Annotated in this window: 12 protein-coding genes; all 12 read right to left on the bottom strand. The window is 60.4% G+C overall.

Annotated features, from left to right (window positions below; all coding sequences use genetic code 11):
* Positions 1-20 precede the first annotated feature (20 nt).
* Entirely contained in the window at positions 21-1,007 is a 987-nt protein-coding gene (locus tag HMPREF2919_RS08750) for an RluA family pseudouridine synthase (protein WP_049350345.1), read from the bottom strand.
* Between the two features lie 122 nt (positions 1,008-1,129).
* A complete protein-coding gene (lspA, locus tag HMPREF2919_RS08745; protein ID WP_070667255.1) occupies positions 1,130-1,777 on the bottom strand; it encodes a signal peptidase II in 648 nt (215 codons plus the stop codon).
* A 306-nt stretch (positions 1,778-2,083) separates the two neighbouring features.
* Positions 2,084-2,626, bottom strand: coding sequence for a DivIVA domain-containing protein (locus HMPREF2919_RS08740; protein WP_070667253.1), 543 nt, complete (start codon positions 2,624-2,626; stop codon positions 2,084-2,086).
* Positions 2,627-3,087: 461 nt separating this feature from the next.
* The gene (locus HMPREF2919_RS08735; RefSeq protein WP_070667250.1) at positions 3,088-3,387 is read right to left on the bottom strand and encodes a YggT family protein; all 300 of its coding nucleotides are present in this window, start codon (positions 3,385-3,387) and stop codon (positions 3,088-3,090) included.
* Between the two features lie 10 nt (positions 3,388-3,397).
* The gene (locus tag HMPREF2919_RS09375; RefSeq protein ID WP_371326263.1) at positions 3,398-3,880 is read right to left on the bottom strand and encodes a cell division protein SepF; all 483 of its coding nucleotides are present in this window, start codon (positions 3,878-3,880) and stop codon (positions 3,398-3,400) included.
* A gap of 601 nt (positions 3,881-4,481) precedes the next feature.
* The gene (locus HMPREF2919_RS08725; RefSeq protein ID WP_070667246.1) at positions 4,482-5,315 is read right to left on the bottom strand and encodes a YggS family pyridoxal phosphate-dependent enzyme; all 834 of its coding nucleotides are present in this window, start codon (positions 5,313-5,315) and stop codon (positions 4,482-4,484) included.
* Between the two features lie 51 nt (positions 5,316-5,366).
* Positions 5,367-6,215, bottom strand: a complete 849-nt coding sequence (locus tag HMPREF2919_RS08720; RefSeq protein ID WP_070667244.1) for a purine nucleoside phosphorylase YfiH/LACC1 family protein — start codon at positions 6,213-6,215, stop codon at positions 5,367-5,369.
* A 149-nt stretch (positions 6,216-6,364) separates the two neighbouring features.
* The gene (gene ftsZ, locus HMPREF2919_RS08715) at positions 6,365-7,546 is read right to left on the bottom strand and encodes a cell division protein FtsZ (RefSeq protein ID WP_005506541.1); all 1,182 of its coding nucleotides are present in this window, start codon (positions 7,544-7,546) and stop codon (positions 6,365-6,367) included.
* A gap of 196 nt (positions 7,547-7,742) precedes the next feature.
* Positions 7,743-9,413 (bottom strand): cell division protein FtsQ/DivIB, encoded by a 1,671-nt coding sequence (locus tag HMPREF2919_RS08710; protein WP_246822816.1) that lies wholly within the window; start codon positions 9,411-9,413, stop codon positions 7,743-7,745.
* A gap of 9 nt (positions 9,414-9,422) precedes the next feature.
* Positions 9,423-10,922: a UDP-N-acetylmuramate--L-alanine ligase gene (gene murC / locus HMPREF2919_RS08705; protein ID WP_070667243.1), complete on the bottom strand. Its 1,500-nt coding sequence runs from the start codon at positions 10,920-10,922 to the stop codon at positions 9,423-9,425.
* The gene (gene murG / locus HMPREF2919_RS08700) at positions 10,922-12,022 is read right to left on the bottom strand and encodes an undecaprenyldiphospho-muramoylpentapeptide beta-N-acetylglucosaminyltransferase (protein WP_070667241.1); all 1,101 of its coding nucleotides are present in this window, start codon (positions 12,020-12,022) and stop codon (positions 10,922-10,924) included. Before murG ends, murC begins: the two co-directional genes overlap by 1 nt.
* Before the next feature lie 184 nt (positions 12,023-12,206).
* Positions 12,207-14,381: an FtsW/RodA/SpoVE family cell cycle protein gene (locus HMPREF2919_RS08695; protein ID WP_070667239.1), complete on the bottom strand. Its 2,175-nt coding sequence runs from the start codon at positions 14,379-14,381 to the stop codon at positions 12,207-12,209.
* Between the last annotated feature and the right edge of the window lie 9 nt (positions 14,382-14,390).

The raw sequence follows: 14,390 nt of genomic DNA, 5'->3' as shown, positions 1-14,390 counted from the left end.
GTCTAGCCGAACCGAGCTGTCTAGCCGAGCTGAACCTTACCCTCGCGCAGAGCGGTCAGCGCGTAGGACAGGTCGAGCGGGTACTCGCTGGTGAAGGTCACGCGCTCGCCGGTGCCGGGGTGATCGAAGCCCAGGCGGTGCGCGTGCAACCACTGGCGGGTCAAACCCAGTTCGGCGCTAAAGCGCGGGTCGGCGCCGTAGGTCAGGTCGCCGCAGCAGGGGTGGCGCAGCGCGGAGAAGTGCACACGAATCTGGTGAGTACGTCCGGTTTCCAGGTGTACCTCCACCAGGGATGCGGGACCGAACGCTTCGAGCACATCGTAGTGGGTGATGGAGTTGCGTCCGTCTTCGACCACGGCGAACTTCCATTCGTTGCCGGGGTGGCGGCCGATGGGTGCGTCGATGGTGCCACGCAGCGGGTCGGGCAGGCCCTGCACGAGGGTGTGGTAGACCTTGTCCACAGTGCGTTCCTTGAAGGCTCGCTTGAGTTCGGTGTAGGCGCGTTCGCTGCGGGCTACGACCATCAGGCCGCTGGTGCCCACGTCCAGGCGGTGCACAATGCCCTGGCGTTCTGCCGCGCCGGAGGTAGCAACCGAAATGCCCTCGCCCATGAGCGCGGAGATGACGGTGGGACCGTGCCAGCCGGGTGAGGGGTGTGCCGCCACGCCTGCGGGCTTGTCCACCACAACGATGTCCTCGTCCAGGTGCACGATGCGGAAGCCATCCACCTTCTCGGGGCGGATGTCCGCCAGATCGCGCGGTGCGGGTGCATCCACGACGACCTCGTCCCCTGCGGACAGCTTGTAGGACTTGCCGATTTTCACGGACTTGCCGTTGTTGGTCACGGTCACGTGACCGTCACGAATCCACCCGGAGGTGCGGGTGCGCGGCGCATCGAGGGCACCGGCGAGCGCTGCGTCCAGGCGCATACCGGCGAGCGCGCCTTCAACGGTGAATTCGGCGCGGATGCGGGCCGTATCTTCGGCGGCGTTGGTGGTTTCGCTCATGCGGCTCTCCTTCGGGTGGTGTTTACTTTGGTTGTCTGTGTGAGGGGTTGTCTGTGTGAGAACGTCTTAGTAGGCACGTGTGTCGGCAACGTAACCGTCGGCGCGTATGCCGGAACGGGGAGCTACTTGGCGCTCTTTTCGTCGGTGCTCTTGTCGCCAGCCGGGGTTTCGTCAGCGGGCACCTGCACGCGAGTGCCGTTGAGGTTCAGGCCCTTGAAGTTCAGCAGAACGATGAACGCCATGCACACGCAGATTGCGGAGTCTGCAATATTGAAAATCGCGAAGTTCGGCACGGAAATAAAATCAACCACGTGACCGGAGCCGAAGCCGGGCTCACGGAAGAGACGGTCAAAAAGGTTGCCGCAGATACCGCCGAGCAGACCGCCCAGCGCAAGGGTCCAGGACAGGGCGCGGGTGCGACGCAGCAGGTACAGCACCACGGCTGCGGCGGCAATCATGACGAGGGTGAAGACCCAGGTGACGTTCTCCCCCATGCTGAATGCGGCACCGGAGTTACGGATCGAGTACCACCACAGAAGCCCGTCAATGACGGTGATACGCTCCCCCAACTGCATCTGGGTAACGACCAGGTATTTGGTGCCCTGGTCGATAGCGAACACGACGGCGGCAAGCACGAGCGCGAGGATCCCCGCGGAGCGAGCCGAAAGGATGCGCACGCGGTGTCCAGTAGCTTCTTCGGTGGTGTTTTCAGCGGCGTTATCGCTAGCCTGTGCGACTGAGGATTCAGCAGTCTTGGGGGTGTTGGTCATAGCTCTCCTCTAGTCTGTGCCGGTTGGTGCCCCTACGGTACGGAGGCAGGGCGCGCTCGCGTTCGATAGTGCCCCTCTAGCTTAGCAAATCGGGGTAGTGCATCGAGTATTCGGTGGTGATGTGGCGGGTGCTCTCCCTCGCTTTGCATGCTGGGTTCTTAGGCCGTGCCGGGCGGGCATGAGAATACCGCCCGGTTCTCTCGATCTTCCCCGGTGAATAGCGGTGGAAGAGAAAGAATCCGGGCGGCATACGCCTCAAAGCGTCGTTAGCTTAGCAGCGTCGTTAGCTTATTTAGGCACGCTGATTTATGCGGAAGCCTCGATGGACTTGAGGTTCTTCAGCTCCTGAACCTGTGCGTCCAGGTGCTGCAGCAGCTTGGAGCGGTAGCGGCTCTCGAAGCCGCGCAGAGCCTCAACAGCGATCTCCAGCTCTTCCTTCTCGTCGGTGAGGCGGGAGAGAACCTCTTCGCGCTGCTGCTGAGCTTCGCTCACCATAGCGTCTGCCTTCTTCTCTGCCTCTTCGATCAGTTCAGCCTTAGCCTTCTCGCCCTGTGCCACGTAGTCGTCGTGAACCTTCTGTGCCATAGCAAGCAGTGCTGCTGCATCCTGAGGTGCTGCTGCCGGCGCTGCCGAGGACTGTGCGGGTGCCACAGCCGCTGCGGGGGAATCGGGAGCATTTGCGGAGAGCTGCTCGACCTGACGCTCCAGAGCGTCACGCTCGGAGTACAGTGCGCGCAGTTCGACAACGAGCTCGTCCAGGAAGTCGTCGACCTCGTTGCGGTCGTAACCGGACTCTTCGGTGACGATCTTGAAGCTCTTAGTGATCAGGTCTTCGGGGGTGATTGCCATGGGCTTCTCCTCTGGGTATCCCTACGGGGTTTGGTGGTGATGTTGAGTGCCGCGGATTCACCAGCCAGATAGGGCGTGGCCCCAATATTTTAGGGTCCCGATGATTCAGGGCATGGTTATGCCGCGATGCAGTCGTTGGCACCAATTCTACTATTCTTTGGTTTCTGTGCCCGGTTATACGTCGGTTGAATCGTAAAATATTCGCTCGGCGCAAGGGTGGGATTCACCACGCGCTGCGTTTATCCCTATCCCCGCCGTAATCAAGCTCGATATCTGCTCGCGGGTGCATTTCGCATGATTCGACGCCGGCTGTATTCGTCTCTCCCCCCTCGCGGGAGGTTCTTCTCGGCCCAGAAATTGGGTACAGAAAACCCCGCCAGCACGTCATCCCATGTCAGGATGCCAAGCGCAAGCGGGGCTCTCATGCCTAGTTCTCGTATCTCTCCGATGGAGGGGCTACGTTAGGACAGCTTCGCGGTAATCGTCGTCATGATGTTCAGCAGGAAAGACAGCAGAACAATCAGAATCAGAAAACCGGTGTCCAACGCAACGTTACCCACGCGCACCGGCGGGATCAGGCGGCGCAGCTGGTTCATCGGCCAGTCAGTCACCGCGTACACGCCGCTGGCGAACAGCAACACAATGCCCTTGGGGCGCCATTCCGGAGCGAACATGCGCACCCAGTCAAAGAGCATGCGCAGAAGCATCGCAATGTAGAGAACGTAGACAACAATCGTAATGAGGGCGAAAATATAACCCATCTATCAGTCCTTAGCCCTGGTCGAAGGGGAATTCGCCGTCGGTCTCGAAGCCGGCGGGAACCTCAGAGTTAGCCACACCCAGAACCTCCAGGTTGGAGGGGGTCAGCAGGAACACCTTAGCGGTGACGCGCTCAATGCGGCCTTCCAGAGCGAATGCCAGACCGGAGGCGAAGTCCACCAGGCGCTTAGCGTCTGCGTCGGGCATCTCTTCCACGTTCATAATCACGGGGATGTTCTCTCGGAATGCCTCACCAATGATCTTTGCGTCATTGTAGGAGCGGGGGTGGATAGTGGTGATACGACGCAATTCGTCCTCTTCTTCCTCGTAACCGTAGGTGTATCCGTTGGTTTCTTCGGGCTCGTAGCCCTCTTCGTAGTAGCCGTCGTTGGAGTACGTCTCGGCGTACTGCTCGGTGTATTCGGTATTCGGCACCGGGGTGTCCTCCCAATTGTCTGCGCTGGCGTCGTCCCAGGTCTGTTCGGTTTCGGCCAGGTCAGCTGTGGTTTCAGGTGTATGAGCGGTGGCGTGTGCCGCTGCATCTACGGTTGCTCGTCCGTCGGCAGGTTCTTCTGCGTCCAGATACTCGGTTTCTGTACCGTCATCGTAGCTATCAGCCTGCAGGTACTCTTCCTGTTCAGTATAGGCGGGTTCGTCCTGCGGGTGGTAGGTTTCGCTCTGCGGCTCGACTGCACTGTTGCTGTACTGTGCCGAGCCGGGCAGTGCTGAGAGCCGGTTAGAGCCCTCGGTCTTCTGCACTGTAGCAGCCTGCCCTGCGGAGGCGTTCGCCTCCTTGCGGGTGTCAGCCTGCACAGCCTGCGGGGATTCTTCCGGCGTCGTCTCAGCGCCCTGGTATCGTTCCAGGCCGAGGAAACCCGCCAGACGGCTTTGCTTCGCCATGATTCTCTCGCTGTTCTTTGCTTGTGGTGTACAGGGTCTGCCGTGGTGCTTCGTCAGAAGGTGTGCGCGTGACGGTACGTCATGCACCGGCATGTATATATTACCAGCGCCCACCCCGCGCGGGCGGTCAGGGCACCGATGATTATGCCGCCGCCAGCAGACACCCATCAGCTGAAAAGACTAACGGCTAAAGGGCCTAGAGCGCCGGGCGCTTACCCATGATGTCGCTACCCACGCGCACGCAGGTCGAGCCCCAGCGCACCGCCGCTTCCAGGTCGCCGCTCATGCCGGCGGAAATCTCGGTCGCGTGCGGCACCTGCTCACGCACCAGCGAGGCCAAACCATAGAGCTTCTCAAACGCCGCATCCGGGTTCATGCCCAGCGGTGCCACCGCCATCACGCCACCGCAGCGCAGGTGCTCGTGATTCTCGATGCGCTCCACCAGCTCCAGCAGCTCGGAGGCGCTCGTACCGCCGCGCGCGCCCTCGGCGGCGTGGCCAGCGGTCGCGACCTCCGCCAGGGACACCTGCACCAGGCAGGTCAGCGCACCATGCTCCGCCGCCGCGGGTGCGGGCGCCTCCCCCGCCTCAAAGCGGGAGAGCTGGTTTGCGTACGCCTTCGCCAGCGCATCCGCCAGGGAGGGGCGGTCCACCGAATGCACGCTGGAGGCGTACTTGACCACAGACTTCGCCTTGTTCGTCTGCAACTGGCCAATAAACGCCCAGTGCGGGGGCTGCACCTCACGCTGGGCACAGTATGCGGCAAGCTCGCGAGCCTTCGCGCTCGCCTCCTGGTCGCGGTTCTCGCCGAAGAGGGTCACTCCCCCATCCAGCAGTGCCGCCGCGTCGGAGGCGGGGAAGAACTTCGTGACCGTCACCAGCTGCACCGGGGCGCTCGCCTCGGTACGCACGGCGCTGTGGTCCTGCTCCGCGGCGCGGATACGCTCAAGCACGCGGCGGTAGTTCTGCAGCAGCTGCTCGGCACGTTCGGGAGTGTAGTGCAGGTTCTCTTCTACGTTCATTTCAGACATCTTCTCTCCTTCAGCGGCTCTATCTCTTTAGCGGCCCTATCTTTAGCAGCTCTAGGCGGCAGGCTCTGCCACCTTCTCAATCCACACCAGACCCGCAATACGGCCCGGCTTCTCACCGCGGTTCGTGAACCCGCGATGCGAATACACCTCGGGCTCCTCAAACGTGCACTGCGCACAGTCCATGCTCACCCGCACGCCCGCCTCCTCCAGCACCGCGCGGGCGCCGGCGGGCAGATCAAGACCGGGAGTCTGCTGGCTGGTCACCGAATGCACCTGCGGAATCAGCTCGGTGGATTCGGTGCGCATCGCCTCGGGCACCTCGTAGCAGCTACCGCAGATGCTCGGACCCAGCCAGGCGGTAATTTTCTCCGCGCCAAGCTGACGCATCCGCTGCACGGTCTGCTGGAGCACGCCATCGAGCAGGCCGCGGCGGCCAGCGTGAGCCACCGCCAGGATCGGTTGCCAGTTCGCGACCCGCTCACCCACCAGCACCACGGGAATGCAGTCCGCCACCATAATCGCCAAGGGCACGCCCTCACTGCTAATCGCCGCATCGGCGACCGGGGAGTTCTCCAGCACCGCGCGGGCACGCTCAACCGTACGCTCCTGCGGGGCACCGGGTGCGTAGGATTCCACTTCATAGTCTTCCGGGTAGGCAATCTGCACGCCGTGCACCTGGTTCAGGTAGAAGAACGGTTCGGTACCCAGCGCTTCCTCCAGGGCGGCACGGTGGTTGAGGGTACGCACCAGGGAGGCATCCATACCGCCGCCGAGCTCATCGTCCACATGCAGGCCCAGGTTGCCCGCCGCGCGGGAGGTGAAACCCACCCGCACACGCCAGGGACCCAGGGTGCGGGTATCGGCAGAGGCAAGTAGCGAAGTTTTGGGGTTATCGCTCATCTTCTATTCCTTCATCAGATGTCAGCAGGTATAACGGCGGGTATAGCAAAGGGGAGCCGAGAACAGCACAATGTGCGTGTTTCTCAGCTCCCCTATAGCTTCATAAGACTCTCAGCCGTGCAACGCCTATGCGTTCACAGCCGGGCAGACTACTTCAGGAAGTCAGGGACATCCAGGGTGTCGCGGCGAGCCGGAGCTTCCTCTACAACCGGGGGAAGGTCAACGTCGAAGCCAGCAGCGCCGGTGGAAGCCGGAGCAGCAGCGGGTGCGTTGTAGCCGTAGCCGTTAGCAGCCGGAGCGGTGGAACCGCCGAAGGATGCCTGGGTGCGCTGAGCCTGGGTAGCTGCAGCAGTGGAAGCGTTGGAGTTGGTCTCCGGGTTTACTGCGTCGAAGCCAGCAGCAATCACGGTCACGCGAGCCTCATCGCCCAGTGCGTCGTCAATAACCGCACCGAAGATGATGTTTGCGTCGGGGTGAGCAACTTCCTGAACCAGGCGTGCAGCCTCGTTGATCTCGAACAGACCCAGGTCGGAGCCACCCTGAATGGACAGCAGAACGCCGTGCGCACCGTCGATGGATGCTTCCAGCAACGGCGAAGCGATAGCCAGCTCAGCTGCCTTCACTGCGCGGTCCTCACCGGATGCCGAACCGATACCCATCAGAGCCGAACCTGCACCCTGCATGACGGACTTAACGTCAGCGAAGTCAAGGTTGATCAGGCCGGGGGTGGTGATCAGGTCGGTAATGCCCTGCACACCGGAGAGCAGAACCTGGTCAGCGGACTTGAATGCGTCCAGCATGGAGACGTTACGGTCCGAAATCGACAGCAGTCGGTCGTTCGGAATAACGATCAGGGTATCAACCTCATCGCGCAGAGCCGCGATACCGGTCTCAGCCTGGTTGGAGCGGCGACGGCCTTCGAAGGTGAAGGGGCGGGTCACCACACCAATGGTCAGAGCGCCGAGGGAGCGGGCAATACGTGCCACGACGGGTGCGCCACCGGTACCGGTGCCACCACCCTCACCTGCGGTCACAAAGACCATGTCTGCGCCCTTGAGGACTTCCTCAATTTCCTGCGCGTGATCCTCGGCTGCCTGACGGCCAACCTCGGGGTTTGCGCCCGCGCCAAGACCGCGGGTCAGCTCACGACCAACGTCCAGCTTAACGTCTGCATCGGACATCAGCAGAGCCTGAGCGTCAGTGTTGATAGCAATGAACTCAACGCCGCGCAGACCAACCTCAATCATGCGGTTGACTGCGTTGACGCCACCGCCGCCGATACCAACGACCTTGATGACTGCCAAGTAGTTCTGGGGAGTTCCAGCGTCCATGTATTCCTCGATTGTTCCGTGTTCCAGCTTCGGAAGACCCGCAGCTTAATCTAAGCCTGAAGGTTTCCTCTAAAGAATGACTTTATCTGCTAGGATACCAAACTGTTTTTGTCGGTTCCTAGTCACACAGCGCAATTACCCCCTCTTTTTGCGGATTTCACACAAAAAGGGAGGATAAAGCGCCTGAATGGTTCCCCTAACGGGTCACCGGTACGCGCGGGGCAGACACGTCATAGACGGTCACCTTCTGCGTCTGTGCCTCGGAGGAGGTCTCCTCCTGGGCACGCTTAGCAATAGCCTGGCGCAGGGAGAGCAGGACCTTAGCCTTCAACTCACTCTCTTCAGCGGTTCCCCACTGCACCGTAGTATTATCCCTCAAGGTTAGAGTGATACTTGAGGTTGACGTAGCGCCGGCTTCCTTAACCTGAGCTAGAAGCTCAGAGGGCATCGCCGAAAGCGCGGTAGAAATAGTGCGGAACTCAGCCGAAGTCTGCGGGTCATCACCGCTGAAACGAACCAGCGGCACCGACGTATCGGGCTGAGTTGCCGACTCCAGAAGGCTCACACCATCACTATCAACAGTATGGTACGTATCGCCCTGCTTCACAACCGCAACCGCGGTACGCTCCTTCAGAGTCACCACCAGCTCATGCGGCGGACGGCTCTCCACCTGCACGCTACGAATCACATTATCCTGCCCGATCAGCTCACGCACCTTCTTCTCATCGATGCGAGTGAGCGGAACGCCGCGCAGAGGCTCAAGCTTCTGCTCCACCTGGGTGGTTTCCAGCAGGGACGTGCCGCGCACCGTGATCTTCTGAGTCGCCAACAGGGGCGAGAAGAAGACCAGCACCACATACAGCACCGCGATAATAGCCAGTGCCGAGACGGTGTACAGCAGCTTACGGGCACGAGTCAGAGGCGCACGCTCCTTACGGGGGCGCTCCTCAGCACGCAGACCGTCCAGACCCGGATCCTGACGCAGACGCTCACGGTGAGCCTGACGGCTCGCACGCTCGCGCTCCTTCTCAATCTCCGCTGCACGCTGCTGCTCACGCTCGGCACGCCAACGACCAAAACGGCTCGCGGGACGAGGCTCTTCAACAGCCTTCTCCCCCGCCTTATCGGCGCTTTCTTCAGCTTTCTGAGCGGCAGACTCTTCGCGAGATTCAGCAGAATCGGCAGAAGACTTCTTATCAGAACTCTTCTGAGCAGCCTTCTGATCGGCTACTTCCTTTTCTGCGCTCTTCACCGACTGCGAGGATGCAGTCTGAGCAGATGCACCCTTGGCGGATGAAGTCTTCGACGAAGAATCCTCAAACGCCTCAACATCAAACAGCTCGGGCGCATGCTCAACCTCAGACACGGTACGACCGGTCATCAGCGCAGAACGCACCGAATCCTTCAAAGACTGTGCTGAAGAATGAACCGCCGCAGCGCTCTTGGACGCCGAAGAATCAGCACCGTTCTGACTGGGCGACTTATGCACCACCGGCTTACGCGGCATGTGTCGCACGGAGCTCGAAGACTGAGTAGCGGAAGGCTGATTAGCGGCAGACTGCGCACCAGAAGGCTGAGCAGAAGCCTCCGAGGATGCAACCTCGACAGGCTTCACGGCGTCCACAGACTTCATAGCTTCCGAGGGCTTTGCAGTCCCAGTAGCTTCTGCGCTCTTCACAACCTGAGGCTGGGTGGCCTGCGGCTGAGTCAGCTGAGACTGCGCAGATTCAGCCTGCACAGACTCAGATTTCTTAGCCTCAACCTGCGCATTCTCAGCTACCTGCTGGGCGCGCAAACGAGCACGCGAACGCGGAGCCTTCGGCGCGCGCGAGGAGGAATGCCCCTCCGAAGAGAGACCAGAACTCATCGGCACAGCCTAAGCCTCCGACTTCTTCGACTCGCCACCGTGACGGATTTCCAGGGACTCCAGCAGACGCGCACCCAAAGCGGTCACATCGCCAGCGCCAACGGTCATCACAATATCGCCATCCTGAGCGCACGTCACAATATCCTCAATAGCGTCCTCAGCGGTAGCGTAACGAACCTCAGAGAAACCAGCACCGGTAATCAGCTCACTGGTCACACCCTCAATCGGCAGCTCACGAGCCGGGTAAATATCCAGAACATGAGCACGGTCAGCCATCGACAGAGCCTGCGCGAACTCCTTCGCGAACTCGCGAGTACGAGAGAACAGATGCGGCTGGAAAATCACGTACAGGTTGTGGCCATCAGCCACGGTACGGCCGGTCTCCAGAGCGCGGAACACCTCGGTCGGGTGGTGCGCATAATCATCAAAGACCTTCACGCCAGCAACCTCACCACGCAGAGTGAAGCGGCGGTCAGCGCCCACAAACTCAGCCAGTGCACGAGCAATATCAGCAGCCTCGTAACCAGAAATCAACGCCGACACAAAAGCAGCCGAAGCGTTCAACTGGTTATGAATACCCGGCACCTTCAGCGCAAGATCATGCTCACCCTCATAACGCACACCGCGGCACTCAAAAGACCACGACAGGTGCGACGACGAGGAAGAACCAGCGCTGGTAATCTCACTAATGCGCAAGTCAGCATCCGCCGCCTCACCGTAAGTCACTACAGGCACACCCGCCGCACGAGAACGAGCCGCCAAATCAGCCGCTCCCGCATCATCAGCACAGGTCACCACAACACCGTTAGGTGCCAGCGAACCCACAAAACGGTTGAACGCCTCAAAGACACGCTCATCCGTCTCATAGAAATCCAGGTGGTCCGGCTCAACATTCGTCACCACAGCAATAGCCGGGCGGTAACGCACAAACGAGCCGTCCGACTCATCAGCCTCAGCCACAAAAATCGACCCCGGACCCTGAGCACCCAAGTGAGCGTTCATGCCGCGACCAGCAATTACAGTACCCACCGCGAACGACGGCTGCGCACCCAGCTGATCAAACATCACAGAAATCATGGAGCTGGTCGTGCTCTTACCGTGAGTACCGGCAACAGCAACCACCTGAGACTCACCCATCACAGCGGCAAGCGCCTCAGAACGATGCAGCACACGCAGACCCTGCGCACGAGCGGCAACAAGCTCCGGGTTATCCTCACGAATCGCAGTAGAAATCACCACGGTATCAACATCCACAATATTCTCAGCCTGCTGAGGAACACCCACACGAGCACCCGCAGCACGCAAAGACTCAACAGTAGCCGACTCGGCACGATCCGAACCGCTCACCGTCACGCCAGCCTGCAGCATCAGAGCGGCAATAGCGCTCATACCCGCGCCACCAATACCGATGAAGTGTACACGGCCCAACTCGCTCATCTTCGCACGCTCAGGGAACGGCGGGTTCAGCGGTGCCGGCAACACCATCTCAAGATTCATCAATTCAGTCATTACTTCTCAGCTGCCTTCAATACTGCTTCAGCCATAACGCGCGCCGCGTCACGGATACCAAGTTCATACGCCGCAGCGCCCATGCGCTCCAGCTCCTCCGGATTCGCCATAAGAGCCGGAATCTCACGGGCGAACCACTCACCGGTGACCTCTGCATCCTTCACCAGCAGAGCCGCAGACGACTCCACCAGAGAACGAGCATTCAGAGCCTGCTCACCATTACCAATAGGAAGCGGCACAAAAATCGCGGGAACACCCACAGCGGCAACCTCACTGACGGTCGCCGCACCCGAACGCACCAGCAGAAGATCAGCGGCAGCATACACATCCTGCATGCCGTTGCTGAACTCAATCTGACGGTAATTCGGCGCGCTCAACGGCTCACCGTTCTCATCCAGAACAGTCTTACCCTTACCGGTAATATGCAGAATCTGGAAGTCCCATTCCGCAAAGTGGTCACGGCACGCCGCCACCGCATTGTTCAGGCTCTGCGCACCCAGCGAACCACCGGTCACAATAACGGTCGGCTTCTGCGGGTCCAGGCCCAGGTTACGGCGAGCCTTCGAACGGTGCGCCTCACGGTTCAGGTAGGCAATCTCATCCTTCATCGGCATACCCACCAGGGTCGCGCGCGGGAAAGGAGTGTTAGGGAACGCAACACCGGTGAACTTAGCGAACGTACCGCCCAGGCGGTTCGCCAAGCCGGGCTTCGCGTTCGCCTCATGAATCACCACGGGAATCTTAGCGCTCAACGCAGACAAATACGCCGGCGGGCACACATAGCCACCCACGCCAACGACCACATCCGCATCTACATCCTTGAGGATGCGGCGGGTCTTCGACAGGCCACCAAAGAACTTAGCGGGGAAAGCGAAAGCGGCACGGTTAATGCTACGGGGGAACGCCGCACGAGGGATGAACTCAATATCGAAACCAGCTGCCGGAACCAGCTCGGCTTCCATCTTGTCGGCGGTGCCCAGCATCAGGATCTTAGCGTTCGGCTCAAGGTCACGAATCGCACGCGCAATCGCGAGCATCGGATTAATATGACCGGCGGTGCCACCACCGGCGAAGACTATAGAGGGCGCCTTCTTCGTCATAGGTCTTTCTCCCAACACATCGGTACAGCATCATTTTACGCTATAGCGCCTGTTCAACAGAGCGCCCCCGCCGTTGAGCTAGGACTCAACGGCGAGGGCGTTATCTGTTATTCAGTGCAAGTGGAGGCTCAAATAGTAGCCCAAACAGCCGTGCTCCAGCCGCGAGCCTTTCACCCTGCAGAGGCTAACTCTGCTTGCGGGTGCCGCGCTGAGCCGAGTTCCGAGCCGCGCCTTGAGCCGGACGCTGCGCCTGCTGAGCGCCGTTCTTCGGAGCGCCCTTTGCCTGGGCGCCCTGTCGCGGCGTCACCTGACGCTGAGCACCCTGTCGAGGGTTACCCTGTCGCTGGGCACGACGCTGACGATCCTCAGGATGCAGCGGCTGCAGACCCGCAGGTAGCGAACCCGACGGACGATGCTGCGCGCTACGGGGCTGGGCGCCACGAGTCTGGGCACCGCGAGGCTGCTGCACTCGCTTCTGCGCGGCGGGCTGCTGAGCGGTACGAGGCTGAGCAGCGTGCTGCTGTACAGCATGCTTCGGAGCCGCGGGCTTCTGACCTGCAGGCTTCGCAGCAGTCTGCTTCTGAGCAGTCGTCTTCTGGGCGGGGCGACCCTGCGCGGGCTGCCCACTCGCAACACGAGCCTGCTGACCGGTACGAGGCTGAGCGGAAGCCTTCTTCGGAGCTGCCTTCGTCGGTGCAGGCTTCTGCGAGGCCTTCTGCTTCTGAGCTTCGGTTTTCTGCTTCTGTGCTTCCGTTTTCTGCTTCTGCGCGGCCTTCTGCTCCGCCTTCACACGGGCAGCTTCCTCACGAACCTGCGCCTCCTCCTCGCGAATACGAGCTTTCTCCTGACGGATACGCTCCTTCTCCTGCTCACGAGTCATACGAGCCAACTCACGCTGCTGATCCGGCGCAAAACCCAACCAGCGGCGCAACGTGCTCTCCGGACCAAACATCAGCGCAAACGGGTTATGTTCCTTCATCAGGTGGCCACCGGCAGCCGCACGAGCTGCCTCCTCCTGATTCAGCACAATCTGCAACGGCGTACGACGCTGCCAATCAGCATTCGCACGACGAACCTCACGCACGCTCTGAGTCTCAATATTCGACGGTGCCGTCGCGCCACGCAACGGAGTCTGCCGCGCAAACGCCAACAACAAACCCGCCGCAAACAACGAAGACAACAGCGACGAACCACCATAGGAGACAAACGGCAGAGGCACACCAATCACCGGCAAAATACGGGACACCATGCCCATATTGATAATCGCCTGAGAAGTCAGCCAAATCATGATGCCGCCCGTAGCCAAACGCACCAGCGGGTCAGTAGTGCGCAGCATAATACGCACCGCACAATACACCAGGCCCGCATACAGCAGCAGAACCGCCAGCGTACCCAGCAGGCCCAGCTCCTCACCAATAATGGCGAAAATATAGTCGTTATGCGCCTCAGCCAAGTAGTTGTACTTCTGACGCGACTGGCCCAGGCCAACACCCAAGAAGCCGCCGGTCGTCAGCGCCACCTCACCAGAATTCGCCTGGTCACAGTTAGCGTTCGTGCACGAGCCCCAAACACCGAAAATACGAGCCACACGGTTCGCGCTACTGAGAACGCCCACCAGCGCCAACGCCGCAAACGCGCCGCCAATCTTCAGCAGCGAGCTACGAGAAGCGCCCGCCAGCCACATCATGCCCACAAAGATGAAGCCGTACACCATGGCGGTACCCATATCACCGCCGAGCATAATCAGCAGCACCAGGGCACCCACACCATAAATCGAGGGGAACAGAGTACGCCAAATACTGCGAGAAATATCGCCGTGGCGGCTGTACACCCATGCCAGCCACATAATAATCGCCAGCTTCGAAAACTCCGACGGCTGAATCTGCACGCCGCCGGGGAATTTCAACCAGTTACGGTTACCGTTCACCTCAACGCCAACGACCACCACAGCAAGCTGCATGACCAACGCGGCAATCAGCATCGCGTTCACCACAAACTTCTTGTGGTAGACACCCACCGGGATGCGCGTAATACCCGCCATCGCAATCACGCCAAGAACCAAGAACATGACCTGCGACGAAACCTGCGAGAACGGCGACTGGCCCTGAGAAATCATGGTGACGCTCGAGGCCGACAGCACCATAATGCAGCCAAAAATAGCCAGACCCAAGGTGGTGATCAGCAGCATCACCGGCACATCCCACAGGTCAGCCTTCAAACCACGACGGTACAGCCTATCGGCACGAGCACGGAACGGCGCAGAGAAATCCTCCAAACCGGCTCGCAAAGACGCCCAACGACCACTCGCGGTCGAACGCGCCGAAGAAGCCGAACGCTCCGAAGATGCGCTGGTACTCACATGCCCTCC

It is taken from the genome of Rothia sp. HMSC068E02, assembly GCF_001813565.1.
Taxonomy (GTDB): domain Bacteria; phylum Actinomycetota; class Actinomycetes; order Actinomycetales; family Micrococcaceae; genus Rothia.
Note: the sequence above shows the minus strand (reverse complement) of the source record. Positions and strands in the feature narration are given on the sequence as shown.

What these genes read in the sequence shown, in the direction of transcription:
- HMPREF2919_RS08750 (WP_049350345.1), bottom strand. Translation starts at nt 1,007, where the DNA reads ATGAGCGAAACCACCAACGCCGCCGAAGATACGGCCCGCATCCGCGCC.
- lspA (WP_070667255.1), bottom strand. Translation starts at nt 1,777, where the DNA reads ATGACCAACACCCCCAAGACTGCTGAATCCTCAGTCGCACAGGCTAGC.
- HMPREF2919_RS08740 (WP_070667253.1), bottom strand. Translation starts at nt 2,626, where the DNA reads ATGGCAATCACCCCCGAAGACCTGATCACTAAGAGCTTCAAGATCGTC.
- HMPREF2919_RS08735 (WP_070667250.1), bottom strand. Translation starts at nt 3,387, where the DNA reads ATGGGTTATATTTTCGCCCTCATTACGATTGTTGTCTACGTTCTCTAC.
- HMPREF2919_RS08725 (WP_070667246.1), bottom strand. Translation starts at nt 5,315, where the DNA reads ATGTCTGAAATGAACGTAGAAGAGAACCTGCACTACACTCCCGAACGT.
- HMPREF2919_RS08720 (WP_070667244.1), bottom strand. Translation starts at nt 6,215, where the DNA reads ATGAGCGATAACCCCAAAACTTCGCTACTTGCCTCTGCCGATACCCGC.
- ftsZ (WP_005506541.1), bottom strand. Translation starts at nt 7,546, where the DNA reads ATGGACGCTGGAACTCCCCAGAACTACTTGGCAGTCATCAAGGTCGTT.
- HMPREF2919_RS08710 (WP_246822816.1), bottom strand. Translation starts at nt 9,413, where the DNA reads ATGAGTTCTGGTCTCTCTTCGGAGGGGCATTCCTCCTCGCGCGCGCCG.
- murC (WP_070667243.1), bottom strand. Translation starts at nt 10,922, where the DNA reads ATGACTGAATTGATGAATCTTGAGATGGTGTTGCCGGCACCGCTGAAC.
- murG (WP_070667241.1), bottom strand. Translation starts at nt 12,022, where the DNA reads ATGACGAAGAAGGCGCCCTCTATAGTCTTCGCCGGTGGTGGCACCGCC.